Origin of the sequence: Nodosilinea sp. FACHB-131 (assembly GCF_014695395.1) — a bacterium.
Classification (GTDB): domain Bacteria; phylum Cyanobacteriota; class Cyanobacteriia; order Phormidesmidales; family Phormidesmidaceae; genus Nodosilinea.
Window position 1 is genome coordinate 342,838 of sequence record NZ_JACJOF010000027.1, and the last position, 26,159, is coordinate 368,996.

Consider the following 26,159-nt stretch of genomic DNA (forward strand, 5'->3'; position numbering starts at 1 on the left):
ACCCTTTGAGTCAGGGTAAAGTTCAAGCTCCTGCAGCCGAAAGATCGCGACGCACCAAAGCAGCGACAACGTAACTGCTCTGGGCCGCATCAACCCTTGACTAACGGCTAGAGCTATTTTACCCATTCATGGGATCCTACCGCTGGTGCCAAAGCTAATGGGAATCTTAGCTAATTTTGGTCTGGTAGAACCGGTACATGGGGTAAGCGATCGCAGCCGAGCAGCCTCTCCAGCAGGAAGCACACGTTTAGAGTTCCCAAAAATCTTCCTACCGAGCAGAGCACGTGACCTGAACGCGCAGCATCTCCAACGAAGCGCCGTATACTGGGAACATGCCGGAGAGGACCGGTTCCCAGCTCCTTTTATCCTGAGCTAACGCGATTGCCCTCCTAGATCTAAACACTTCAGCACAGCGGCACAGCCCTCTAGCAGGGTAATCGTTATGGCAAGAGAATCAAAGGGTACGATTGGGTTTCTAGTCAGGGCATGCTGAACTCAGTTCCCGACCTTTCCTGGCCTGGCCGATCAGGTGCTGTTCCCATCTTGGGTTGCCTCATGCAGGGTTATTTGTCAGAAATCGATATTCGCAGCATTCTACAGCTCATTGAGCTGGGGCAGCGCACCGGCGAACTGTACCTAGAAAGCTACGGCAGCACTAACAACCAGTCCTCCAATCAATCCTTTGATGGGGGGCTCACAGCGGCTGATTCTCGCTCCTGGATTGTTTTTTTAGCCAACGGGCAGCTCGTTTACGCCGGCACCACCGACAACAAGCTCGATCGCCTGCGTGACCATCTGCACCGCTACGGCATTGACCAGTCGCTGCCAGACCCCAGCACTACTGCCGCGATCGCAGCCTTCAACTCCCTCGAGTACGGCACCCTGTGGGCTTTACTCGAACAGCACTTAATCACCCCCGATCAGGGCCGCACCATTCTGAGCCACATGGTGCACGAAACCCTCTTTGACCTGCTGAGCCTCCACCATGGAGCCTTTGTGTTCCAGCTCAGCTCAGCCCTCAGTCCCCAGCTGATGACCCACGCCATCAGCGACCTAGTCGCAGGCATCACTCAGCAAATCCAAACCTGGCATCAGCTGCACCCCCATCTGCAATCGCCCGATCAGTGCCCGATTCTACTGGCACCCGAAGCCTTTCAGGCCAGCGTGTCCAACCAAGTCTATCGGCGCATGGTTACCTGGATGGATGGCAAAACTTCCATTCGCCGCATTGCCCGCTACCTCAGTCGCGATTTGCTCAGCGTCGCTCGCAGCCTAGTCCCCGCCCTGCAACAGGGACAAATTAGCCTAGTCTACGGCCCTACTGAGGCCAACCTAGCCCCCATCAATCAACGGCCTGGGCCCGACCGCCTACCCCGTATCGTCTGCGTCGACGACAGCACCACCGTTCGCCAGGCCGTAGAGCGTATTCTGGCTGGGCAAGGCTATGAAGCCACCTCCATCGGCAACCCCCTCAAAGCCCTGGGCCTGCTGTTTCAGCTGCAGCCCAACCTAATTCTTTGCGACATTACTATGCCCGAGCTCGATGGGTACGAGCTATGCGCCATGCTGAGACACTCCAGCGCCTTCCGCCAAACCCCTATCGTCATGCTTACCGGCAAAGATGGCTTTTTAGACCGCGTTAAAGCCAGAATGGTCGGCGCAACCGACTACCTGACCAAGCCCTTTGGCCCTGGCGAGCTGCTAGCACTGGTGGAAAAGTACGCTGGCCCCGGCGACCTCAACCGGCCCCGTCCCGACACCCTGCTAGCCGAAGCCATTGAAGACGAATTCGACATCGACTTTAGCAAGGCCCCTATGCCCAAGTAACATTCCTTAGCCTAACAAAGGGTTTTTAGATCAATTTCAATAAGATTCGCCATAATCTAAACAACCCGGTTGATTAATTTATCTAAACCGACAGCATAGCCTGCGTTTGAGGGTACGTTAGAGTCACAGGTTTGAAGTCCTTAGAGGCTGCTTTAAGCGTGGTCAGTCTGTGACTTAAGCCTTGACCAGCGGTAGCACAGCGTCACTGACGGTTTACGTCTGGCCATTTAGCTGGCCTTTTTTGAATCAACCTATGAGTACAGTTCTGGTGGTAGAAGATAGTATTCCTCAACGGGAAATGATTACCGAGCTACTACGGGGTATCGGCCTCAGCGTTACCGTAGCTAGCGATGGCATGGAAGCCCTCGAGCAAATTCAGAGCCACCGCCCAGACATGGTTGTGCTCGATATTGTCATGCCTCGCATGAACGGCTACGAGCTCTGTCGGCGCATCAAAGCCGATCCCTCTACCCAAAACTTGCCGGTGGTGATGTGCTCCTCTAAGGGTGAAGAATTCGATCGCTACTGGGGCATGAAACAGGGGGCAGACGCTTACATTGCCAAGCCGTTTCAACCTACCGAACTGGTTGGCACAGTCAAGCAGCTGCTCAGGGGATAGAACTCAAGCGTGACGCAACAGAGGATAACGTAACAACAAGCTTATGGTAGGCAATCCTGATTTTCTCACCCAGACTGGGCAAGACCAAGATCCAGAGCTGCAAGAGCTGGAAACGCCTGATGGCGAGCTATTTTTGCGCTTCTTTGTCACTCCCGAAGATGAATTTGCGCTACCTGCCACCGGCATTCGTCGCATTATCGAGCAGCCCCCCGATCGCATCACTCCCATACCCAACGTATCGCACCTGCTGCTGGGTACCCTCAACGAGCAGGGACGGGTGGTATGGGTAGCTGATTTGGGTCAGTTTCTCGGGTATTCATCGGTGCTCAACACCGATCGTCCAGAGATTTCGGTCATCGCCATTGAAGATCAGGGAACTATGTTAGGCTTGGCCGTTAATCGAATTGTGGGCACCCGCTGGCTCAACCCTGACAAGACCCGGGTGTCAGACAATAGCCCCGACACGATGGCTCCATTTTTGCGCGGTGAATGGGTCATTGACGCTGAGGAAAACAAAACCCTCAGGCTGCTTGACCACGTTGCTGTTATTCGTTCAGCTCGCTGGGCTACCTAGGCTTAGCCCCATCCTTAACCCCCTTAGGACATTTGCACCGGCAGGAGAAGACCATGGCTTCAGGCATCGATTACTCTCAAGCCTATCAAAAAGCAGAACGAGCCTACGTACAGGGCAACTACTCGGAGGCTGCAGCAGTTATCGATCAGCTGGCCGACGATTACCCCGAAGACCCCAGCGTGCTGCTATTGCGAGGCCATATCTACTGCTACGGCCTACAGCGGTACGATGTAGCTGCGGCCCAGTATAGTGCTGTGCTCGATCTCACCTCAGAGCCCGAATACGTCGACTATGCCAGCAACGGTCTCGACTATGCCAGTCAGTTTGCTGCGGAGGCATCCTCCGGAACGGCGATAGACTACGAAACCGATGCCGGAGATACTTTCTTCGACGCTGATGCTTCAATATCGATGGGTTTGGAGAGCGGCGTCAGAGCCACCAGCGCCCCCGGTCTGTCAGATAGCCATTTCGACCTCGGCGACTTTAGCCTTGAGGACGATATGCCTAGCTCGATCGCCAGTGTCGGGTTTAGCGATACCGCTCTAGCCGATTCCTTTGCGGCCGATCCGTTTGCCACTGACAACCCCTTTGCCACCGATCCTGATGACAGGGCTAACCTTAGTTTTGGCGCTGACTCCGGCAGCGGCTGGGCTGAGGGCCAGGAGAGCCTAGACGATATCACCTTTGATGACGATGCCTCCTTTGATTCCCTTGAAGTAGGCAATGCCGACGACCCCTTTGGTGGGGCCACCGAGGCTCAGAGGGGTGATCTTTACAGCGACATGGAGTTGGCCTCCCATAGCTTTGACCAGAGCTGGCCTCCCGCTGACGACGGCGGCGACGACATGACGGTGTTTGCCCCTGAGCCCGACCTCCTGATCGACGACCTCGACACCGCTGGCGATAGCTCCGATCTTGATTACAACGCCTACGCCGACAATGGATACATGCCCGACTTAGACGACAGCACCCAACCCAGCAGCAACGTTGACTTTTTAGACGAATTTAGCGACTTTGACGATCTGGGTAACTTACCCGACTTTGAGCTATCAGACAGCTCCGCTGGGTTTACCACACCCTCAGTAGGCACCTCCGGTTTGACTTCAACGGACGACAGCGGCTTTACCGGGGGCACTTCCGCCTTTGATCTTAGCGATATGAACGATCAGGCGGTGATCAGCGACGATGATATTTTTAGCATTGCGGGTGCCAGTGATAGCCTGCCCGTGTTTACCCAAACCGATAGCCATGATGTGGAAGCGGTAACCACTGAGCAAGATTGGCTGGGCTTTTTAGACAATGCTCCTCTGCCGACTAAAGAGCTGATCGTTGCCATTGCTGCTGGTGTTGCCTCGGCCTTGGCGGTAGGCGTGATTAACTTTGCCGCTTCGACCCTACAGCCAGGGCGATCGATGCCCAAAGCCGTGCACGCGGCGATGGCCTTAGCAGGTGGAGTAGCCGGGTTTGGCTCAGCCCTGGTAGTTGGGCGGTTGGCCCACCGCCAGGTAGGCCGCAGTGTGGACGACCTGCAGCAGCAGTTTGACACAGTGATCAGGGGCAATTTGTCGGCTCGGGCCACGGTGTTTACCGAAGACGAGTTTGGTCGCCTGGCCAGCAGCTTTAACAAGATGTCGCGGGTGATTTTAACCACTACTAGCGAAGCCCAGCGCAAGGCTCAGGAGCAAGAGCAGGCCAAGGAAGACCTCCAGCGCCAGGTGATTCGTCTGCTAGACGACGTGGAGGGGGCGGCCCGGGGCGACTTGACCGTGCAGGCAGAGGTAACCGCTGACGTGCTGGGAGCCGTAGCCGACTCCTTCAACCTGACCATTCAAAACCTGCGGGAGATTGTAGAACAGGTGAGTGTGGCCGCTCGCCAGGTGAGCAAGGGGTCGACGGAAAACGAGATTTTTGCCCGCAGTCTATCGGCAGACGCCCTGCGCCAGGCTGAGGAACTCGCGGTGACGCTGAACTCGGTGCAGGTCATGACCGACTCAATTCAGCGGGTGGCCGAAAGTGCTCGTGAGGCCGAGGAAGTGGCCCGCACCGCATCATCTACGGCCCTCAAGGGGGGTGAGTCGGTGGAGCGCACCGTGGCGGGCATTCTCGAGATTCGCGAGACGGTGGCCGAGACCACCCGCAAGGTGAAGCGTCTGGCGGAATCGTCCCAGGAAATTTCGAAGATTGTGGCGTTGATTTCGCAGATCGCCTCCCGCACCAACTTGCTGGCGCTCAACGCCAGTATTGAGGCGGCGCGAGCTGGGGAAGCAGGTCGGGGCTTTGCCATTGTGGCTGACGAGGTGCGGCAGCTGGCTGACCGGGCCGCCAAGGCCTCTAAAGAGATTGAGCAGATTGTGCTGCAAATTCAAAGTGAGACAGGCGGGGTGATGACCGCTATGGAAGAGGGCACCCAGCAGGTAATTGAGGGCACCCGCTTGGCGGAGCAGGCGAAGCGATCGCTAGAAGACATCATTCAAGTGTCAAACCGCATTGACGTGCTGGTGCGATCGATTACCGCTGACACCGTAGAGCAGACCGAAACCTCCCGCGCCGTAGCCCAGGTCATGCAATCGGTAGAACTCACCGCCCAGGAGACCTCTCAGGAGGCCCAGCGGGTGTCAGGGTCACTGCAAAACCTGGTGGGGGTTGCCCGCGACCTGCTGACCTCGGTGGAGCGCTTTAAAGTGAATAAGTCAGATAATTAGGTGCAGTTAGCCAACGGGAGTGAGCCGGACACGGTCGAAAAGCATTCAGAGGGGAATTGACATGCTGCCTGAAGATCAAAAACGCATCTTGGGGTACTTCATTGAAGAAGCCAAAGATCATCTAAACACCATCGAGCAGGGTTTGCTGAACCTGGCGGCCACCGTCAATGACTCTGAGATGATGAACGAAGTGTTTCGGGCGGCCCACTCGGTGAAGGGCGGCGCGGCTATGCTGGGGCTCAACAGCATTCAGCGCACTAGCCACCGCATGGAAGACTTTTTCAAGGTGATGAAAGAGTCGACCGTACGCCCCGATCGCGACCTAGAAACCATGCTGCTGCAAATCTTTGATGGGCTGCAGGAGCAGCTGGAGCAGCTGCAAAGCCCCTTTGGCCTCACCAACGACCAAGCCCAGGAAATTATGGCTCCTTTGGAGCCCATTTTTGTGCAGGCTGAAGCTCACCTTGATTCGCTGGTTGCTGCCGCCCCAGCGGCGGCCCCAACAACCGCACCATCGCGACCCACAATGGTAGCGGCAGCACCTCACCCTGAGACCAGCGCCCTTCAACTTGTATTTCGCAGCGATGTCCCAGCGCTGTTGCGAGATATGCTGGCTACCTTTAAGCAGCCCGACAATAGCACGTCTCGCCAGGCACTCAATCGGCTATGCCAACGCATGCACAGCCTGGGGGAACAGTTTGAGCTGGCTCAGTGGTGCAGTCTGACTCAGGTGGTTGAGCGGGCGATCGCAAACCCTGACCAGACCTACCGCACCCTAGCGCCAGTGGTGATCAAAGACCTCAAGCAGGCTCAGGACCAGGTGCTAGCCGGAGGCATCAACCAAGTAGCCGCCTCCAGAACACTGCAAGACCTGCTCCCTGTTTCAGCTGAGCCCGAGTTGAGCAGCGACGACTCCGACTCCACCCTCGACGCCTTGCTGGCTGAAGCGCTTAACGACAATTCTGATGGGCCTGACTTAGCCGATTTGTTTGCGGCTGCGGAGGAAGGCAACGCCGACGATCTGGCCCTAGATAGCACCGACAATTGGCTTGAAGACCTGACCCTAGACAGCACCGACAATGTAACCGAAACCGGTTTGGAATCGGTCTTTGGGCAATTTGACACGTCGCTGCCCGCCGAACCCGTTATGCCCCAGGAAACAGCCGGCAGCATGGGGCCAGAGGTAGGGGCAGCGGAACTCAACAGTCTGGCCGACTTGTTCGAGGGTGCCCCCGCGAGCTTAACCGACATCTGGGAAGAGGACTTTTCAGATGTCTCCCTAGATGATTTAGACCTAGACGATAACGTTACCGCCGATAGCGACAACTCTGAGTTTGCCGATTTGTTTGCCACCGAGGCGGTCGCTGGCGAACTTGACACTGCTGAAAACCCGGCCATTGACGATATGGCCAGCTTGTTTGGATACGACCTCGATGCCGGCGCAGGCGTCGAGCCCGCTTCGGGGAGCGAGCCCAATGCAAACCCAGAGCCTGTCAATGCTGCGCCCGACTTGCCCATCGAAGATGCGGCACCAGAGTCTACGGCCCCACCCGAAACCGCCGTAGACCCCTTGGCAGATTTTCTCGACGATGAGCTCGGCTTTGGCGCAGGGGAGATCACTGACGCCCCTGTGGATGATTTCTTTGATATGGGCGAATCTGCTGAGGCACATGCAGCCAGTGCCACCAGCAACGAGGTCGATAGCTTCTTTGACTCGCTCGACGACGGCGACTTCATCGAAGATGACGATGCCCACACCATGCCTGAGCTACACCTAGAGCTTGACTTAGATAGCTCTAGCGGCGAGGGCTCCAGCGCTGACAACAACGGACTGTTTAGCGGTGGCTCGTCGGGTCTGCTCACCACAGACAGACAGATCCACGACGCAGACGCGGCGGCAGAGGCTGGGCATCTTTTTGGGGAAGCTGATGACCTACTAGATGACCCATTTGGAGAGCTGAACCTTACCGACAGTGCTTTTGACCTCGCGTTTGATGACGCCCCTGACGAAGCCATCGTAGAACCTGAGCCGACTGCAACCGAGGCCGACGCCAGTTTTGATATTCCCACCGACGACGGCGACGGGGACGAGCTAACCGCTGCCTCTTTTGACGTTGATGGGAGCTGGCCTGAGGCACCGGCAGAAGAAACCAGCTTTGCTGATTTAGAAAGCTTACTAGATGACCCCGTCTTTGAAGCTGACCTGTTCGCTGACTCAAACGGGTCTCTAAACGATGAGCTGAGCCTATCCAACAATGCTTTTAATAGTTTTGGAGGAGATGCCTACAACGGCAATGGTCACACCGAGGCTACTCCTATATCCGCCCGCCAAAGTTTTGATGACTATGGTGGGGATAACGACAGCTTCGATGATTTAGAGGCCCTGCTGGGAGAGGAGTCCCCAATCGTCGATACCGTGGCTCTAAGACAGCCAGACAACGGGCTACCAACCGCCAGCCCCAGCTTTGACAGCAGCGATGATGAATTTGGTGATCTTGAGAAGCTGTTGGAAGAAGCCGACCAGCTCGGCGGGTCAGCCCCAAGCTTAGGGACTCGGCGGACCGCATCGATGCAGGCGGCGCGGCGATCGCCGCGCCGCGCCGCCAACACCACCGACCAAACCATGCGCGTTTCGGTGGGCCACCTCGACACCCTCAGCAACCTGGTGGGTGAACTGGTGGTCAACCGCAACTCCTTGGAGCAAGACCAGGAACGCCTGCGGCAGTTTCTCGACAACCTGCTGCACCAGGTCTCGCAGCTCAACGATGTGGGGCAGCGCATGCGCGATTTGTACGAGCGATCGCTGCTAGAAAGCTCGCTCATTGCCAACCGTCAAGCCTTTGCCCTAGGGGTTTCATCCTCTGATCGAGGCGGCGGTCACGCCACCGGGGCCACCTTTGATGCCCTCGAGATGGACCGCTTCACCGGCTTCCATACCCTTTCCCAGGAGATGATTGAGCTGATTGTCCGAGTGCGGGAGGCCTCGTCGGACATTGAGTTCACCATTGACTCCACCGACCAGATTGCCCGCCAGTTTCGCCAGGTTACCACCCAGCTGCAAGAGGGTCTCAACAAGGCGCGCATGGTGCCCTTCGGCCAAACCGCCGAGCGTCTGCCCCGTGCCGTGCGCGATATTTCTCTGAAGTGCGGTAAAGAGGCCCAGCTGGTGGTCGAAGGGCGCGACACCCTGATCGACAAAATGATTCTAGAGCGCCTCTACGACCCCATGACCCACTTGGTCAACAACGCCATTACCCACGGCATTGAGTCGCCCGAAGAGCGCCTGGCTACGGGCAAGGGGCGAGAAGGAACCATTACTGTGCGGGCCTTTTACCAAGGCAACCAAACAGTGATCTACATCGCTGACAACGGTGGCGGCATCAACCCAGCAGTGGTTAAGGCCAAGGCCCTCAAGCAGGGGCTAATTACCCCCGCCGAAGCCCAAACCATGACCGAGATCGAGGTCTACGACCTGCTATTTTTGCCGGGCTTTAGCACCCGCGATCAGGCCGATGACTTCTCTGGACGCGGCGTGGGCATGGATGTGGTGCGCACTGCCCTATCCGACATTCGCGGTTCGATCACCGTCGAGTCTGAGGTGGGCAAAGGCACCAGCTTTACCATCCGCCTGCCGCTTACCCTGAGCATTACTAAGGCCCTGAGCTGCGTCAACAACCAGGCCCGCATCGCCTTCCCAATGGATGGGGTTGAGGATATGTTTGACGTGCCCAAAGAGCGCATTCAAACCGACGCCCAGGGCCACGCCTGCATTCTCTGGCGCGACACGCTTCTGCCCTTCCGTCCCCTCAGCGATCTGCTGCGCTTCAATCGCAGTCTAGGTCGGGGCCGGGTCTACGGTGGCCCTCTGGATGAAGATGTGGTCTCTATGGTGGTGCTGCGCAGCGCCAGCACCTTTATCGCTCTTCAGGTTGACCAGGTGATTGGCGAACAGGAGATTGTGATTAAACAGCTGGAGGGGCCAGTACCTAAGCCCATTGGCATTGCTGGTGCCACGGTGTTGGGCGATGGGCGAGTTATGCCCATCGCCGACGTGCTGGAGCTGATCGATCTGGCCAGCGGTCGCCTGCGGCGCGATGCTTCGACCTCGCTGTGGACGCAGACAGTGGATGAGGAACCGGTTGAGACCGTCGCTCACACCGACCCAACGGTGCTAATTGTGGATGACTCGATCACGGTGCGTGAACTGCTGTCGATGAGCTTCAACAAGATTGGCTATCGGGTCGAACAGGCCCGCGACGGCCAGGAAGCCTGGGAAAAACTACGCTCCGGCCTACCCTGCGACCTAGTCTTCTGCGACATCGAAATGCCCCGCATGGATGGTCTAGAACTGCTCTCGCGGATGCAGAAAGATGACGTGCTGAGCCGGGTTCCCACCGCTATGCTGACCTCCCGCGGGGCCGATCGCCACCGGCAGATGGCCGTTGATCTGGGCGCTAAAGGCTACTTTACCAAGCCCTACCTGGAGGAAATGCTGCTGGATGCGGCCAAGCGCATGCTCAAGGGTGAGAACATGATTCCTCGCAAGCTATCTGAAGAACCCGAAATTTAAGGGCTAGCAACCGTCAGTCGAATGAGGGGCGAATCAAGGGCGAATTCATGGGTCGGAGCGCTCGTGGGTATGGTCGAGCCCTTAACGGGAAACGATCGCCCTGCTTAGCGACGGCAGTTCAGGTTAGGATCACAGACAACTTGAGCAGTGTGGGCTATGACCGTAGCGGAACGATCGCGCATTGACTGGGTACCGATCATTGACGCCTTTAGCGTTGCGCTGGGGAGCGATCGCGTCGTGCGCCGCAAAGAAGAAATCTTGGTCTACGAGTGCGACGGACTGACCAGCTATCGTCAGCGACCGGCTGTGGTCGTGCTGCCCAAAACCACCGAGCAGGTGGCAGCGGTGGTCAAAATCTGCGATCGCTTTCAAGTGCCTTTTGTGGCGCGAGGGGCGGGCACTGGCCTTTCAGGTGGGGCACTGCCCATCGCAGACTCGGTGCTGATCGTTACCGCCACCATGAACCAAATCCTCTCGGTGGATCTGGACAACCAGCGAGTAGTCGTGCAGCCGGGGGTGATTAACAACTGGGTCACTCAAGCGGTGAGCGGAGCGGGCTTTTATTACGCCCCTGACCCCTCGAGCCAGTCGGTGTGCTCGGTGGGGGGCAACGTGGCCGAAAACTCAGGCGGGGTGCACTGTCTTAAGTACGGAGTGACCACCAACCACGTGCTGGGTCTCAAGGTGGTGCTGCCCACAGGCGACATTGTCACCCTCGGCGGCGAGGTAGCCGAAACCCCTGGCTACGATCTTTGCGGGCTATTTGTGGGCTCTGAAGGTACCCTAGGCATTGCCACTGAGATTACCCTGCGCATTCTCAAAGCGCCCCAGTCAATTCAGGTATTGCTGGCCGACTTCACCTCAGTTGAGGCAGCGGGGGCAGCCGTGTCAGCGATTACCAGCGCGGGTATTATTCCCGCTGGGATGGAAATGATGGACAACTTTAGCCTCAACGCGGTGGAAGACGTAGTAGCCACCAACTGCTACCCCCGCGATGCGGCAGCGATCTTGCTGATTGAGATCGATGGCTTGCCGGCGGAGGTGACGGCTACGGGCGATCGCATTGCTGATCTCTGCCGCCAGAACGGGGCTCGCACTATCACCATCGCCACCGAGGCTGAGGAGCGCCTGCGACTGTGGAAGGGCCGTAAAGCCGCCTTTGCCGCCATGGGCAAGCTCAGCCCCGACTACTACGTGCAGGATGGCGTCATTCCCCGCACCCAGCTGCCCTACGTGCTCAAAGAAATTGAGGCCTTAGGCGACAAGCACGGCTACCGAGTGGCCAACGTTTTCCACGCCGGGGACGGCAACCTCCACCCGCTGATTCTCTACGACAATGCCATCCCTGGCCAACTGGAGCAGGTAGAAGACCTGGGCGGCGATATTCTCAAGCTGTGCGTGCGCGTGGGTGGCAGCATCTCGGGCGAACACGGCATTGGGGCCGACAAGCGCTGCTACATGCCCGACATGTTTTCGCCAACAGACTTGGAGACAATGGGCTGGGTACGCCAGGCTCTCGACCCCGATCTGTTGGCCAACCCCACCAAGCTGTTGCCCTCCCCGCGCACCTGCGGCGAAGCGGCCCATAGCATAGCGGCCGTAACCCTGCCCAATGTGGAGCACTTTTAGAATGGCTTTAGCTGAAGAAGGCCACCGTCTAGGTTTGCGGTCTGGACAATAAAAATTGTTCTAAATCGTGATGTCTTCCTTTCCAAAAACCACGGTTTTTAAGCACGCCTTGACTTTGAAATCCCAGCTTTTTTAACAGCTGTTGAGAGGCAATATTTTCTAGCATCACCTCCGCAACAATATTATCTAAACCTTTTACCTCAAAACCATAGGTTAGGATGGCGCTCAACGCTTCAGTCATGATGCCTTGTCGCCAGTACTGGCTAGCCAATTCATAGCCCACTTCGGCTAGATTTGATGCTCTATTCCAGGTGAATCCGCAGGAGCCAATGAGAGAATTGCTAGGCTTGAGGGCGATCGCCCAGCGGATACCGCGATCGGTTTCAAATCCTACTTTGCGCCGTTCAACGATCGCTCTAGCCTCATCGAGCTGAGTGAAGGTATCGAGGTCGTGAAACTGAGTCACCCTGGAGTCTGAAAAGAGCGAAAAAATAGCATTGGCGTCGGCTTCAGTTGACTGGCGTAGCCACAGCCTCGGGGTCTCAAGATCAGGAAAGATTTTCATGACTCAATACGGTTTCATAGTGTTCAACCGTAGGGAAAGGTTCGTAGAAATGGTGCAGCAGAGCACGCCAGGTTTGATACTCTGGTGATTGTCGAAACCCTAGAGTGTGGTCTTCTAGAGTTTGCCAACGCACTAGCAGCACATACTGATTCTTGGTTTCAATACAGCGCTGCAATTCGCAGGACATATAACCCGGCATAGCGACAAGGATATTAGAAGCTCTTTGAAAAGCATTCTCAAACTCAAATTGAGCACCCGCTTTGATCGTTAAAACAGCAACTTCTAGTACCATTGAATGTCCTTTTTTTGGAAATCAAGCTCGGCTATTTTTCTACGCAGAGATAGCGAATTTATTTTACCTTCATCATCAGAAAATGAGACGAGGTTTCTCCTTCAAAGGTTATAGCAGCAGCCTCAGCCTCCTGGTAGATACAACTGGGGGAGGTATCGCTCTAAAGTTGCATCAGCGATGGGTAACAACTGAGAAATTTACCCTACCTAAATCGCTTAACTATATTCTTACCGGAGGTTTTAATGTCTAATCCTAGAGCCGAAAGCGACAATTACGATCCGCATATTATTCCAGCAGAAACTGCTGCCCGTAAAGAACGCGAGGGTAGCAACTTTAAGAACCCACGCGATGAGTCCGACAGTCCTACCGATATCCACGGTGGGCAAACTGTGGACAAAGAAGGTCTCGCCAATAACTACCCCATCGAGCCTGAAATGTACATCAATGAGCCCGGTGACCTGCGCGAAGAAGCAGAGGCCGAGAAAAACCGACGTGTGGCTGAACTGCGCGAAATTAATCAAAACGAAGAAAAAGGTAAGGTAACCACCGAGTCCGATGAGCGCGGCAAAGGTGTTGGGGCCGTTTAGGCTTGCCTGAGAATGTAGCATTCTTGTAATGCTTGGTGCGCTAGCGCGATCGCAGCGCGACAATGGGGGTAGGTCTGACGACCACCCCCATTGTTTTTTACACTTTTTTTAACGTTATTTAGAGGGCATTACAGCAATGACCCCAGCTACCCTTAGAGAACTGGTTAATCGCTACTACCAGGCCGGTGCCCGCGACCTGCACGGGCTAAATTTGCAGGGGTTAAACATGGCAGCAGCCCACCTGGCCAATGCTGACCTGCGCCGCACTAACCTCACGCGGGCCAACCTATACCAGGCTGACCTCACCCACATTGATGGCTATCAAATTACTTTGGCCCAAGCTGATTTGCGCGGGGCCTCTTTGGCCAATGCCGTCCTGCGCGAAGCCGATCTGCGCAAGATTCACTGCCACCGCGCCACTCTGATTAATGCCGACCTGCGCGATTGTTGTCTTGACCACGCTGACCTTAGCCATGCCAATTTAGAAGGCGCTAACCTCACTAAAGCCGACTTAACCCACGCCAACCTCTACTGGGCCAACCTGCGCTATACCAATTTGACCGGAGCCAACCTGACCAAGGCCAACCTAACTGGCGCTAAGTTCTGCCAAACTGTCATGCCTGACGGCACCATACGTGATTCAGAGTGCGCTTTCGTGCCGCAAGCAATGTCTTAACCTTGAGGTCAACCCTAGCGCAGCAGTTCGTCTGGGCCTAGGGGAGCGGTAGTTTGGCGTTCGTCTGCGGGGGTGAGGGTATAGGGCAGCGGTGGTTCTGGCACCAGCAGGTAGCGATCGCCCCAACCCCCATTAGCGCGAGCTAGCAAGTCTGCTGGGGGAGTAGTTTGCCCATTGGGCAAGGCAACCGCCAGCACTTGGTCGGCCCACAAAAACGGTTCTCCACCGGAGGTTACTCGCAGCACATTTGCTAGTCGCTGCTGCCCATTTTGAGCTAGCTTGCCGTTGAGAGCTGCACCCAAATGGTGAGGGGCCAGCACAATGGCAAATTGCACGGTTTTGCTAGGTTGAGCCGCTAGGCCAAGGGCATTGGCCTCGGCTTGCCAGGGTTCTTGGTAGCGGCCATCAGCGGCAACCTGCCAGAGATTGAGCTGGGCCGACCACTGGCCATTAGCAACGGTGACGGGCTGGTAGTCGAGCACCGAATAGAGGGGCTGATCGCCAGAGGTGGTGCCTTCAGGTAGCAAGTGTCGCAGGGCGATCGCCGTCAGCTGAGTATCGTTAGGTAAATTCGTAGTGCCAACGAGGGCAAACTCGCCATTGCCTTGAGCTGTGGCTTTAAGGGTGAGCGTTGTGGCCTCTGGAATAGATGAGGCGGGCGGCAGAGCAACTTGACAAGCCGCACAGGCTACCAGGGTAAGCACCAACAACCCAATTCTCTTTAGCCGTGAAATAATCATTGACTAGCGGTGAGGAACAATCTATCTAGAGCCCATAGAACCACAGCGCGCCTCTAACACCAATACCTAGAGAACGCCTTTTGCAACTCCACACAAAGGCTAGAGGCTAAAAACTTTTTCGGCATTTCATCCTGACGGCGGAAAATCTATCTGTAGGTGGAGTTAGCGCTAACACCGAGCTTGACTGTACCTGAGCTGAAATCGTCCTGACATCATTATTCCGTCACTAGATGCCTGAGTTTGATTCTCAGCTTGTTGATCCCAGTTATGATTACATCAATTTATTCAACGTTTCTAGAAATTTATCTTCGCTGTTGATCCGATCAATAGTCGAATACTTGCAGACTAAAGTTTAGTCTTTTTATCAAATGTCAACGATCGCCGAGACTTAGATCGCCTTGGTTTGCAAGAACTAAAGCGCGAGAATGTCAGCTAGATTGCCTTGACAGGTATTGGCAATCGATTAGCGAATTCAAGCTATCTCTTTAATTTGGCTACTTAGCAGGCCAGATATATCTTTCGTGCTTATTTTCATCCAATTATTTTGAGTATCTTATGGAGCATTCTATAAGTGCTTGGTCAGCGCTGCGATATGCGCTGAAACCTGGCGCGACAACTGGTATTGTGCTGGCAACTGCGCTCTTGGGACTGCCCTCCGCTGCCTGGGGGAGCGAGTTGCCTAAAAATGATTTAGCGGCAGACAGCTTCCCTACCAACCATTTGTCTAAAGACGGTGCATTGCCTACGAATGCACCGGCAGCATTTCCTACAAATAGTGGGTCTGAATTTGCTGTAGACCCTGCTGCTAGCAGCGAGCTTTGGTTGCCGAACAGCGATAGGGTTCTGCCGCGGCCCAAACCAGAGACGGTGAAGAGCAGCCCTGCTGAGGTGCTGGCCCAGGCCATGCCTCAAACCCAGGTCAGTGAGGCTGACAGATCGCTAGAAGAAGAATTCTCTGAGGCGGCGCTTCTTGAAGAAAGCTCCCCGACTCAGTTGCCGATCGCAGTGCCGACCACACCAGAACCGGCTCCCTTAACGACAACCCTTGCTGCCGATACCCCATCTCAGCCAGAGCAGACTGTCGCCCAAACTGTCGAACCAGCGGAGCGCTCTGAAGTATTCGCCCAAGCGGCCTATTTGCAGCAGGGGAGTGAGGGCTCAGCCCGTCTGCGGGTGGGGGGAATTTATGTGCTCAGCCCTTCGGTATTTGCCGGGGCTACGGTAGACCTCAGCACTGGGCAGGCCTTTTCTAACACTGACCAAACCGGCCTCAGCCTGAGTGAGCTGTATCTCACGGCCTCGCCCGCCAACCTGCCCGAACTGCGGTTCACGGTGGGGCTGATGGATTTGACCTCGTACCTCGATCGCAACAGCTTTGCCAAAGACTCGCTGACCCATTTCTTTAACCCGGTGTTTCAAACCAACCCGGCGTTGAGCACGGTGAACGTGGCCTCCCGCCCCGGTGCCCTGGTGAATTGGACCCCGGTGGATGCGGTGTCGCTGACGGCCACAACCTTTTCGTCGAGCCGCGATTTGGGCAGCTTTGCCCTCGACTCGTTTGCTGGGGAAGTGGGGGTGCGGTTTGGCAATGCCATTGTGCGGGGCACCTACGTGACCTCGACCGATACCGGCCAGAGCGACGGTTTTGGCGAGATCGGCTCGTTTAATCGAGGCAACGGTGAGTTTGGTGCGCGGCCGGGCGATCGCGAGACGGGCTTTGGCCTCAATGCCGAGGCCTTTATCCCTGGTCTCAAGCTGGGCTTTTTTGGCCGCTACGGCTGGTACACCAACCAAACCCTGGGGGCCAGCGGCCAGACCTACAGCCTGGGCGTCAACGGGCTAGACGTATTTATGCCGGGCGATCGCCTCGGGCTGGGCTACGGTCGCCAGCTCTCCAATAGCGCTCTGCGGCAAGCCAACGGCGGCCCCACCCCCGACGTGTGGGAGCTATTTTATGACGCCCAAGTTGTCGACAACCTGCGCGCCGGGGTGAGTGTGCAACAGCGCAACGCCTTTAGCGAAACCTACCTGGGCTTTCGGATGCGCTACGACCTGATGTGGAACCCCCTGCGGAGGGCAGCAGAATGAAAATCATCTCCCATAAGCAACTGGACAACGCCAAATCCTCCCCCTTTCCCCATGGGGGCTTGAAGGAGGATTTTCTACCTAAAGAAACTAGAGGAATCCCTAGAGGACTTTTCCTAGCGCGAAATTCTCTATTAATAGGAGCCCTCGTCCTTGGTTTAGAGATTGTTGCCAGCCCCGCTGCCCTAGCGCAACGATCGCCCCAGGTGAGAGAAGGTTACACTCTGCTCGATCGCGGCTGGGTGAATGACGCGATCACCGCCTTCCAAACGGCCCTACGCCAGCAGCCAAACTCTGCAGAGGCGCGGCTGGGGCTGGCGATCGCCTACCAGCGGGCAGGCCGAGACGCCGATGCTTGGGCCGCTTATCAGGCAGTGCTGCAAGTCAGTCCTGACAATTCCAAAGCCTTGGAAGCCCTGGGCGAGCTGGGCGGTTACCGGCCCGAGTGGCAGATTGGGGGAATTAATGCCCTCACTCGACTGTTAGCTCAAAATCCTGGCAATCTTGAGGCCCTTAGCCAGCGAGCATTACTCTATGGCTACCAGGGGCGCTTTTCTGAATCTCTGGCCGATTATGATCTGCTCCTAAGCCGGAATCCGTCTCCCAAAACGCTGTTGGGGGCAGCACAGATCTATAGCTTTAGCGGCGACTATGACGGTGCTCTAGCTCTGTTTGACCGCTACCGACAGATAGGGGAATTGCCTGTAGAGGCGTTGACGGCCTACGCGCTGACCCTACAAGAGACGGGCAATGCGGCGGGGGCGATCGCCCTGCTCGAACCTAAACTGAGAGAGCCTAACCGCACCGATGCCCTTTCTCTCAGCATTCGCACCGGCCTGGCCAATGCCTACGATGCCGGTGGTCAAACCACTAAAGCGCTGGAATTGTTGGCCCCGCTGGTGGGTAAGGCCGACGCGCGGCTGGCGCTGGCCCGTGCCTATAGTGCGATCGGTCGCCGCCAGCTTGACCCTGCTCTGTTTGAACAATCCACCCTGCTATACCAGCAGGCATTGGATGCGACTGTGGCTCCCAGCTACGGCCTGCGGGTTGAGGTGGCCGACGTGCTGAGCGAGTGGCCCGACACGCAGCCCTTGGCGCTGACCATGTTTGAGCAACTGGCAGTGGAAAACCCTGACACCGCCAGCTTAGTGGTAAAAGCGCGCCTGCTAGCCTACAGCTTGGGGAGCGAGAGTGCCACCACAGTGGCCGAGCAAATTTTGCCGCTGCTCTCTCCCATGCCCGGCTCAGCGCCGGAGCAGCGAGCCATTACCACCGCCCTGGTGCGTGTGGATAATCCCGACCCGGCCCTGCTGCCCGTTTACGAAGCCGTGGCAGCAGTGGTGAATGCGCCGCTGCTGACCTATCGCATCGCCCAACTTCACCTCGCCCAAGGCAACTTGCAAGCCGCCCGCGATGCCCTCACTGCCTACAGCGCCACCAGTGCAGGGCAGGGCGACTGGGGCACAGAACTGCTGGTCGCCGACCTAGAGCGGCAGCTGGGCGATCTGGAGGCCAGCGCCCGCCGCTACGAGGCTGTAATTGCCGCCCAGCCCAATTCGCAGACCATCGCCGATGCCCTGCGGGGGCTGACCTTTGTGCGCACTCTGCAAGGCCAGCCCGAGGCAGCGCTGCCGGTGTATTTAGCGGCGATCGCCGCCTACCCCGACAACCCCAACTATCCCCTGGGCTACGCCCTGCTGGCCTACCGCACTGGGCAAATCACCTCTACCGTCGCTGCTGAAACCCTCGAGAGCTGGCTGGCCTCCCAAAACCTGGAGGATCCACCGCCAGAGCTGTTTGAGCTAGCCGGCGCACTGCCTGCCGATCGCCGCCGCGCCGACCTCTACCAGACCTTACTCACCCAGCAGCCAGACGATCTCTGGCTGCGGTGGCGAACTATTGAACTGTTGGCCCAGACCAATCCCACCCAAGCCCAGGTCGAGCTGGACGCGCTGATTGCTGCTAACCCCGACGACCTGACGGTGTACTTCTTCCAGGGCGAGCTAGCCCAGCGCCAGGGGAACCTGCCCCTGGCCACCACCGCCTACCAGCAGGTGCTAGAGCGAGAGCCTGAGAATCTCGGTGCCCTGGCCGCCCTAGCTGGGGTGCAGTTTCAGCAGGGCAATCTGTCCACCGCCCGCACCCTCTATAACCAGGTGCTAGCGCTGAATCCTGACTACTGGGAGGCTCGGTATGCGATCGCAGAACTCAACATTGCCGACGACCAAAAGCTCTCGGCCCTAGAGCAACTGCGACAGCTCCCCCCCGAAGCCGCCCCCATCAACCTCGAACAGCGCGCTCAAGACGTGGAATTTGACCTACTCCGCCGCCGCGGCTTTCAACCCAGCTGGGAGCGCTACTAAAACTCATCCACCCATCCACTCATCCACCCATCCACTCACCCACCCCCCGGTGACCTACCATGATGCGACTTTTTAACCTGCGGCGTACGCAAACCCGTATGTTGCTGACGATCCTGCCCCTGGCTCTGGTGCTAGTAGCCGCCGCGCCCAGCTGCACCATTCAAACCGCCGCCTGCGCTTGCCTCAACACTGGGGAAGTCGCCCTAAATCTGCCCGTCCCCAGCCCCCAAAGCGACCTGCTGATTGAAAGCTGGCAAGCCTACCGCAGCCGGTTTATTCAGGACGATGGCCGTGTCATTGACCGGGAAGACAGCGATCGCACCGTTTCAGAAGGCCAGGCCTACGCCATGCTGCGGGCCGTTGCCATCAACGACCCTGTCACTTTCGATCGCACCTACACCTGGGCCAAAAGCAACCTCGCTCGCCTGGATGAAGCGGGCGAGCCAACCGACTTGCTCTGGGCCTGGAAATGGGGCCAGCGTCCAGACAGCTCCTGGGGTACATTGGATGCCAACTTTGCCACCGACGCCGACATCGACGCCGCCACCGCGCTGATCTTAGCCGCTCGCCGCTGGTCGTGCCCCCAATACCTCGACGACGCTCGCGCCTTGCTGACCGACATCTGGGAGCACGGCACGGTGGAGCTACCTGATGGCACCCGCCAACTCATTCCCGGCCCTGCCGATGCCTTTAGCTTGGAGCCCGACCAGGTCATTCTCAACCCGTCGTATTTTGCCCCCGCCAGCTTTCGTCTGTTTGCTGAGGTCGATCGCGATCACGACTGGGCCAGCCTAATCGACAGCGGCTACACCATGCTCGATGACCTGTCGGAGTTTTCTGCCACTGGCCTGCCCCCCGACTGGATTGCCTACAACCCAGCCAGCGGCACCTACCGCCAGCTCCCCCTCGACTACCCGCTGCAAAGCCGCTACAGCTTCGATGCCTTCCGGGTTTGGTGGCGCATTGCTCAAGATGCCGCCTGGTTTAACGAACCCCGCGCCCAGGCCTACCTAGAGGCCCGTACTCCCGAACTGATTCGCCGTTGGCAGCAAAATGGCCGCCTGCCCGCCCGCCTCACCCTCGATGGTAGTGCTGAAACCAGCTACGAATCGACCGCCCACTATGCCCTGGTTTACCTGGCCCTGACCCGGGTAGACCCCGCGATCGCCGCCGAAATTCTGAGTCAAAAACTGCAGCCAACTTACAAAAACGGCTTTTGGGATAGCGATACCGCCTACTACACCCAAAACCTTGCCTGGTTTGGCCTGCTGCCCTTGGAAATTTCTCCCGATCGCCTCAAAACCACTGGCGGCACCTGCAGTCCCTAATCAACCGCAAAAAACGTCAACTATCACCGCTTCCTCACTTTCCCGTCGCTTACCCACCCACATCACCTACCTACCCACCTACCCCCTCCCATGCCCTTCCTCCCGTCTCTCCGCGTCCTCTCCCCTTTGGCCCGCCGCCGCCTGGCCCTCTACCTCACCACCCTGTTGCTAATTACCGGGCAACCGCTGCTGGCTCAGGATACGGCTCCCACCGCAGAGACTCCCGCCTTGGCCGAAATCGCCCTGCCGACGAGCTTGCCTGCGGCCCCGGTGATTGCCCCCGCTAAACCTGGCCAGTACGTGTTGGAATTTAACCGCAGCCCGGTGGTGGGCAATCGCCTCCGTTTTAGCGGCATCTACGACGAGCAGCGGCTGCACTTCACCCGCCCCCGAAACTGGCAGGCCAAATCAGTCAAGGTGCTGCTGCGTTACCGCCATTCCGCTGCCCTCTATGCCACCCGATCTAACCTGACAGTGCTGATCAATGGCACCAGCATTGGCAGCCTGCCCCTCAACCAGCCCATGGGCAAAATTGGCGATGCGGTCATGGAAGTGCCCGCCGATCTGCTGCAAGACGACAACGAGCTGATTCTCGCGGCGCTGCAAAACAATTCCCCCACCTGTACCCAAGACCCCTTCGACCCCTCGCTGTGGACCGAGGTACTGCCCGACTCCAAACTGGTGTTTAACTACCAGCCTCAGGCGGTGACGCCAGACTTTAGCCAGTTTCCCTACCCGCTGTTTGACACGCTGAGTCTGCAAACCAACCGGATCGCCTACCTGGAACCGACTGCTACCAATGGCCCCTGGTTAACGGCCACAGCCCGGCTGCAAACCTATCTGGGTCGCACCGCCCACTATCGCCCCCTCGACACCCGCTTAGTGAATAAGCTGGAAGATTTGGCTGCCGAAGAACGGCTTGTGGTCTTGGGAACCCCAGCCCAGCAGCCCAGCTTGGCCGATTTGACCCTACCCTTTGCCCTCAAAGACGGCAAATTTGTTGATGACGCGGGTAAACCTCTACCTGACGAATCTGGACTGCTGATGTGGTCTACAGCAGCAGACGATTTTTCTCCGGTGCTAGTCGTCACCGGCAACGGTGAGGCAGGGGTGGCCAAGGCCGTGCAATACCTCGTGCAACCCCAACATCAGCAGATTGCTACAGGCCATGGGGTGGTGGTTAACCAAGCTGGGGATGTGCCCACTCCCCCCGATCGCCAGTGGCCGGGCTACCTGCCCGAAGAAAACGACTTTTTGCTGACCGATCTCACCTCCCCTACCCGACAGCCTTTGGACGAGATGACCGTGCGCGGCTCCCATGCCCCAGCAATGGAAATTGGCTTCAAGGCCCTGCCCGACGATCGCCTGCTGCGAGGCAGCAAAATGCGCCTTTCCTATAGCTATGGCCCCCAGGTTAACCCGCTCACCTCAATGGTGGATGTGGAGCTAGACGGGGTATCGATTACCGGGGAACGGCTGACCGAGGTAAAAGGCGCCAACCACCGCACGCTAGAAGTGGATTTGCCGAGCGATCGCATCACCCCCACCTCCAAGCTCCAGGTCAACTTTCGATTAGATCCGCGTGAGCGGCGATCGTGCAGCCGCGTCACCGACCAACAGCTCTGGGGCACCATCCACAGCGACACCAGCTTTAGCCTCAAGCGCAGCGCCATCACCAGCCTGCCCGATTTAGACCTGTTCAAAACCGGCTATCCCTTCACCGCCCCGCAAGATCTGTCCACCACGGCGGTGGTGCTGCCCGATAGCCCCACTGCCAACGACGTCACCGTGCTGCTAGAGCTAGCCGAACGCCTGGGTCGCCTCAGTCAAGCCGACTCGGTGCAGCTCGCCGTCTACCGTCAAGCCGACCTGCCCGAGGAGGTTCGCAATGACCGGCATCTGGTGGCGATCGGTGCTCAACCCCGCTTCCCCCTGCCCGAATTGCTCAGCGAAGACGGCTTTGCCTTGCGCGGCAGCGGCACCCGCCAGTGGGGCAATGCCCAAGTGCAGCCTCTCCCCGATGGCGAAGGGCTGATGAAATCCGTCATTTCGCCCTGGAACTCCCAGCGGGTAGTGCTGGCCCTCAGCGGCCGCGACGACACCGGCCTGGCCCAGGTCGCCGATCTGCTGCGCCACGACCCCCTCTTTTATCAGATTGAGGGCGACACCGTACTGGTTAGCGCCCAGGTGCCCAACCCCGACCCCTACACCAGTGCCGACTATCGCCTGGCCACCCTGCGCCAGTCACCTCAGGTACAGCTCGCTACCACCACCCCTTACCCCTGGCTCTGGCAAGTCACTCGCCATAACTGGATGTTCATCGTACCCGCCACGGTAGCCCTGACGCTGCTGCTCTATGGAGCCACGCAGGCCTACATGCGGCGCAGCGGGGAGTGAGGAGTGGGCGAGTGGATGGGTGGATGGGTGGATGGGTAAGTGAGTGGGCAGAATTTGGAAACTTTTTGGGAAAAGCCCTTTGTCAATCCCCTAAAGATTTCCAACAATCCCACTGACTCAACACTTGACTACCCCCCACCCCCACGCTCCTAATCCATCCACCCGCCCACCCGCCTACCCATCCACCCATCCACCCGCCCACCTATCTACCCATCCACCCGCCTACCCATCCACCCCCATGCTCCACCCCACCCCACCCCTCCACCACTGGCTAACCAAAACCCTGCCCGATCGCACCTACGCGCTCACCCGACACCTCAGCCGCTGGCAAATGCTGCTGCTGTTGGCCTGTTTAGGGTTGTTGACCAAGCCATTGCTGGTGGCTCACCCAGCGATTTGGCAGCAGGCGATTGTGGCGGGGCTGCTGATTGCCCTGGGCTACAGCATTCTGCATTTAGAGGATGGCCATGCCCACAGCAATGGCGATCGCGAGCGGCTGCACCTGTTTATGATCACCCTCAGCAGCCTCACCACCCTGCGCTATCTCTACTACCGCACCCGCAACACCCTCAATTTCGACACGCCGCTGGATGCGATCTTCTCCCTGCTGCTCTATGGGGCCGAACTGTATGCCCTAGGGACGCTGTTTTTGTCGTATTTTCAAACGCTGCGATTGCGCGATCGCAGCGCTGTCGACCTCACCCCCGTGCCCCAAGCTCAGTGGCCCACGGTGGATGTTTACATTCCTACCTACGACGAAGATGTGGCGATCGTGCGCAAGACCGTGGTGGCGGCGGTGGCGATCGACTACCCTCCAGAGAAAAAGCAGGTCTACGTGCTGGATGATGGCCGCAAATATCCCGAGCGGCGGGCTGAGCTACAGGCGATCTGCGATGAGCTGGGGGCCAAGCTGCTCGTTCGCGACAACAACGACCACGCTAAGGCGGGCAACATCAACACGGCCCTAGAGCGCACCACGGGCGATCTGGTGCTGATTTTGGACTGCGACCACATTCCGGTGCGGGGCTTTTTGCAGGCAACCGTGGGCTTTTTTCTCGACAAAACCGTGGCCTTGGTGCAGACGCCCCACTGGTTCTACAACCCCGACCCCTTTGAGCGCAACCTGCTCACCCAGGGCCAGGTGCCCGTGGGCAACGAGCTGTTCTACAAGGTGCTGCAAAAGGGTAACGATGCCTGGAATGCCGCCTTTTTTTGCGGCTCGGCGGCGGTCGTGCGGCGCAATCACCTGCTAGAGGTGGGCGGCATTGCCACCGAAACCGTTACCGAAGACTGCCACACCGCCCTGCGGCTGCATTCCCTCGGCTACCGCACCATCTACTACGACAAGATTATGGTGGCAGGGCTAGCGCCCGAAAAATTCTCGGCCTACGTGGGGCAGCAGGTGCGGTGGGCACGGGGCATGGCCCAGATTTTGCGGTTGGAAAATCCGCTGTTTAACCGCCAGCTCAAGCTGTCGCTGGCCCAGCGGGTCTGCTACTTCAGCGCCACGTCCCACTTTTTCTTTGGCTTCCCTCGGCTGATGTATGCCCTAGCTCCGACGCTGTTTTTGCTGTTTAGCATCAACTCGGTGAAGGGCTTGGGCATTGAAACCTTGTTCTACGCACTACCCCACATTGTGTTGTCGATGCAGACCAACCACATCCCCTACAAGCGGGTGCGGTTTTCCTTTTGGAACGAAATCTACGAGTTTGCCATGTCCTTTCAAGCGGGCATCGTAACGCTGCTGGCTCTGGTAAACCCCAAACTGGGCAGTTTTAACGTGACGGCTAAGGGGCTAGTGGTCAACCAGCGCACCTTTGACGCCAACAGCGTGAGATATCTGCTGGTCCTGGGATTGCTGACAGCGGCATCCCTGTTGGCGGTGCCCTTTTGGCTGCTGCTCAGCCCCGAAGACACCCAGGCGGTGCTGATCAACGCCCTGTGGTGCGGCTTTAACCTGGTGCTGGTGCTGGCCGCCTGTCTGGTAGCCCTTGAACAGCCCCAGCTGCGCCGCGCCCACCGCCTGCCCCGGCAGCTAACCGCCATCATCCACAGCGATGGCCAGAGCTGGACGGGCAAAACCATTGATGTGAGCGAGAGTGGTGCTCAGGTGCAGCTCGAAGAATGGCCCAACGTAGCCGACCAGGTTTGGGTGGAGCTGGTGGGCGACTACGACGGTCGCGTCCTTCTCGAGGCTCAAATTATGCGAGCTACAGCCACTAGTCGCCTAGAAACCGAGCTGGCAATGGATTTTATCAATGTCAGCCCCAGTCAGGCCGACGATCTCACCCTGGTGCTGTTTTCTGACGTGAAGGAATGGTATTCCCAGACCCGCCAGGAGGTGGATAAGCCGCTGCGATCGCTGAAATTTATCGCCACCACTCTCTGGCGCGTATTCACTGACCTGCAACCGGCCACCGGTCAAAAAATGCGTAAGCAGGTGCAGGCTCCGGTGGAGCTGGCCTGGGAGGGCTGGCACGGTGACAGCTACCTGGCCCGCGTGGTCGAAATTGGCAGTCGTGACCTGCGTCTTGAGGTGCAGAATGTCTCAGAACTCGATCGCGCCACCCTACTCGAAACCTTCCCCACTGTAGGACTGCTGTTTTTGCCCAGTAGTGAGCTGCCTCAGGCCCAGAGCATAGTCGCTCAGGTGGCCCAGGCGATAGAACTGCCCACCCTCAACGGTGTGGAGGCGAGGCTGGTGCTGGAATTGACCTTTCCCACGGCGCTGGTTAACCAGCAGCGACGCAAGATTCAGACATTGCTGCGATCGCTAACCTAGCCCTTTATTTAAGGCCCTGGGTTGCGTTGCGTGAGGTTGCATCGCTCAAGCCATGGACGCATTCCTGTTTATGCAGAGCTTGACACCTCAGGCTAATAAAGGTCGATCGGCGTGATCAAATCGTTCTTTGGTCGTTAGCAACTGTTTAATACTCTTGCCGAATAAGTTCTCCTTGAACATTTTTGAATACCGATCTTCAAAACGCAAGATCGATCGTGCGCAGAACTTAAGCGATTCGGAATCCAATTGTTTTAGAAACCTATCTAACTCACAAAAATGAATTACTCAAACCTTCACTGTCACTTTATAGTCAGTCAATTCTACTTTCTAGCGCTCACTTATTTTTCATAATTTTAATTATACAATCTGTTATTATTAGATTATGCAAGTAACGGTTTAGCGCTTCATTCCTGACAATCGATC

Annotated in this window: 16 protein-coding genes; 13 read left to right on the top strand and 3 right to left on the bottom strand. The window is 57.4% G+C overall.

All coding sequences use genetic code 11. The features are described from left to right. Window positions 1-555: 555 nt before the first annotated feature. From H6F75_RS17990 to glcD, 6 genes are all read left to right on the top strand, one after another. A complete protein-coding gene (locus H6F75_RS17990; protein WP_190753824.1) occupies window positions 556-1,827 on the top strand; it encodes a response regulator in 1,272 nt (423 codons plus the stop codon). Window positions 1,828-2,080: 253 nt separating this feature from the next. Then, a complete protein-coding gene (locus tag H6F75_RS17995) occupies window positions 2,081-2,446 on the top strand; it encodes a response regulator (protein ID WP_190521686.1) in 366 nt (121 codons plus the stop codon). Window positions 2,447-2,489: 43 nt separating this feature from the next. Further along, entirely contained in the window at window positions 2,490-3,020 is a 531-nt protein-coding gene (locus H6F75_RS18000; protein ID WP_190627170.1) for a chemotaxis protein CheW, read from the top strand. Between the two features lie 53 nt (window positions 3,021-3,073). After that, entirely contained in the window at window positions 3,074-5,722 is a 2,649-nt protein-coding gene (locus H6F75_RS18005; RefSeq protein WP_190753825.1) for a methyl-accepting chemotaxis protein, read from the top strand. Between the two features lie 61 nt (window positions 5,723-5,783). After that, a complete protein-coding gene (locus H6F75_RS18010; RefSeq protein WP_190753826.1) occupies window positions 5,784-10,292 on the top strand; it encodes a hybrid sensor histidine kinase/response regulator in 4,509 nt (1,502 codons plus the stop codon). A 156-nt stretch (window positions 10,293-10,448) separates the two neighbouring features. Then, window positions 10,449-11,921, top strand: a complete 1,473-nt coding sequence (glcD, locus tag H6F75_RS18015) for a glycolate oxidase subunit GlcD (protein WP_190753827.1) — start codon at window positions 10,449-10,451, stop codon at window positions 11,919-11,921. A gap of 28 nt (window positions 11,922-11,949) precedes the next feature. Here the strand turns inward: glcD and H6F75_RS18020 are convergent, their stop codons facing one another. Both H6F75_RS18020 and H6F75_RS18025 read right to left on the bottom strand, forming a co-directional pair. Beyond that, a complete protein-coding gene (locus tag H6F75_RS18020) occupies window positions 11,950-12,486 on the bottom strand; it encodes a GNAT family N-acetyltransferase (RefSeq protein WP_190753828.1) in 537 nt (178 codons plus the stop codon). Then, window positions 12,470-12,778 (bottom strand): antibiotic biosynthesis monooxygenase, encoded by a 309-nt coding sequence (locus tag H6F75_RS18025; protein ID WP_190753829.1) that lies wholly within the window; start codon window positions 12,776-12,778, stop codon window positions 12,470-12,472. Before H6F75_RS18025 ends, H6F75_RS18020 begins: the two co-directional genes overlap by 17 nt. Before the next feature lie 242 nt (window positions 12,779-13,020). Between H6F75_RS18025 and H6F75_RS18030 the strand changes: the two genes are divergently transcribed. After that, a complete protein-coding gene (locus H6F75_RS18030) occupies window positions 13,021-13,365 on the top strand; it encodes a hypothetical protein (RefSeq protein WP_190753830.1) in 345 nt (114 codons plus the stop codon). 136 nt (window positions 13,366-13,501) lie between these two features. Next, the gene (locus tag H6F75_RS18035) at window positions 13,502-14,041 is read left to right on the top strand and encodes a pentapeptide repeat-containing protein (RefSeq protein ID WP_190753831.1); all 540 of its coding nucleotides are present in this window, start codon (window positions 13,502-13,504) and stop codon (window positions 14,039-14,041) included. A 14-nt stretch (window positions 14,042-14,055) separates the two neighbouring features. Here the strand turns inward: H6F75_RS18035 and H6F75_RS18040 are convergent, their stop codons facing one another. Then, window positions 14,056-14,781: a hypothetical protein gene (locus tag H6F75_RS18040; protein WP_190753832.1), complete on the bottom strand. Its 726-nt coding sequence runs from the start codon at window positions 14,779-14,781 to the stop codon at window positions 14,056-14,058. An 867-nt stretch (window positions 14,782-15,648) separates the two neighbouring features. Between H6F75_RS18040 and H6F75_RS18045 the strand changes: the two genes are divergently transcribed. From H6F75_RS18045 to bcsA, 5 genes are all read left to right on the top strand, one after another. Then, window positions 15,649-16,869: a hypothetical protein gene (locus tag H6F75_RS18045; protein WP_190753833.1), complete on the top strand. Its 1,221-nt coding sequence runs from the start codon at window positions 15,649-15,651 to the stop codon at window positions 16,867-16,869. After that, window positions 16,866-19,229 carry a tetratricopeptide repeat protein gene (locus H6F75_RS18050; protein WP_190753834.1) on the top strand — a complete coding sequence of 788 codons (2,364 nt, stop codon included), beginning with the start codon at window positions 16,866-16,868 and terminating at the stop codon, window positions 19,227-19,229. The genes H6F75_RS18045 and H6F75_RS18050 overlap by 4 nt, the downstream gene beginning before the upstream one ends. A gap of 59 nt (window positions 19,230-19,288) precedes the next feature. Further along, window positions 19,289-20,557 (top strand): glycosyl hydrolase family 8, encoded by a 1,269-nt coding sequence (locus H6F75_RS18055; RefSeq protein WP_199303993.1) that lies wholly within the window; start codon window positions 19,289-19,291, stop codon window positions 20,555-20,557. A gap of 90 nt (window positions 20,558-20,647) precedes the next feature. Further along, complete coding sequence (locus H6F75_RS18060) at window positions 20,648-22,954, top strand: cellulose biosynthesis cyclic di-GMP-binding regulatory protein BcsB (protein ID WP_190753835.1); 2,307 nt, start codon at window positions 20,648-20,650, stop codon at window positions 22,952-22,954. Between the two features lie 238 nt (window positions 22,955-23,192). Then, on the top strand, window positions 23,193-25,736 hold the full coding sequence (gene bcsA, locus H6F75_RS18065) for a UDP-forming cellulose synthase catalytic subunit (RefSeq protein ID WP_190754174.1): 2,544 nt from the start codon (window positions 23,193-23,195) through the stop codon (window positions 25,734-25,736). Window positions 25,737-26,159 lie beyond the last annotated feature (423 nt).

What these genes read in the sequence shown, in the direction of transcription:
- H6F75_RS17990 (WP_190753824.1), top strand. Translation starts at nt 556, where the DNA reads ATGCAGGGTTATTTGTCAGAAATCGATATTCGCAGCATTCTACAGCTC.
- H6F75_RS17995 (WP_190521686.1), top strand. Translation starts at nt 2,081, where the DNA reads ATGAGTACAGTTCTGGTGGTAGAAGATAGTATTCCTCAACGGGAAATG.
- H6F75_RS18000 (WP_190627170.1), top strand. Translation starts at nt 2,490, where the DNA reads ATGGTAGGCAATCCTGATTTTCTCACCCAGACTGGGCAAGACCAAGAT.
- H6F75_RS18005 (WP_190753825.1), top strand. Translation starts at nt 3,074, where the DNA reads ATGGCTTCAGGCATCGATTACTCTCAAGCCTATCAAAAAGCAGAACGA.
- H6F75_RS18010 (WP_190753826.1), top strand. Translation starts at nt 5,784, where the DNA reads ATGCTGCCTGAAGATCAAAAACGCATCTTGGGGTACTTCATTGAAGAA.
- glcD (WP_190753827.1), top strand. Translation starts at nt 10,449, where the DNA reads ATGACCGTAGCGGAACGATCGCGCATTGACTGGGTACCGATCATTGAC.
- H6F75_RS18020 (WP_190753828.1), bottom strand. Translation starts at nt 12,486, where the DNA reads ATGAAAATCTTTCCTGATCTTGAGACCCCGAGGCTGTGGCTACGCCAG.
- H6F75_RS18025 (WP_190753829.1), bottom strand. Translation starts at nt 12,778, where the DNA reads ATGGTACTAGAAGTTGCTGTTTTAACGATCAAAGCGGGTGCTCAATTT.
- H6F75_RS18030 (WP_190753830.1), top strand. Translation starts at nt 13,021, where the DNA reads ATGTCTAATCCTAGAGCCGAAAGCGACAATTACGATCCGCATATTATT.
- H6F75_RS18035 (WP_190753831.1), top strand. Translation starts at nt 13,502, where the DNA reads ATGACCCCAGCTACCCTTAGAGAACTGGTTAATCGCTACTACCAGGCC.
- H6F75_RS18040 (WP_190753832.1), bottom strand. Translation starts at nt 14,781, where the DNA reads ATGATTATTTCACGGCTAAAGAGAATTGGGTTGTTGGTGCTTACCCTG.
- H6F75_RS18050 (WP_190753834.1), top strand. Translation starts at nt 16,866, where the DNA reads ATGAAAATCATCTCCCATAAGCAACTGGACAACGCCAAATCCTCCCCC.
- H6F75_RS18055 (WP_199303993.1), top strand. Translation starts at nt 19,289, where the DNA reads ATGATGCGACTTTTTAACCTGCGGCGTACGCAAACCCGTATGTTGCTG.
- H6F75_RS18060 (WP_190753835.1), top strand. Translation starts at nt 20,648, where the DNA reads ATGCCCTTCCTCCCGTCTCTCCGCGTCCTCTCCCCTTTGGCCCGCCGC.
- bcsA (WP_190754174.1), top strand. Translation starts at nt 23,193, where the DNA reads ATGCTCCACCCCACCCCACCCCTCCACCACTGGCTAACCAAAACCCTG.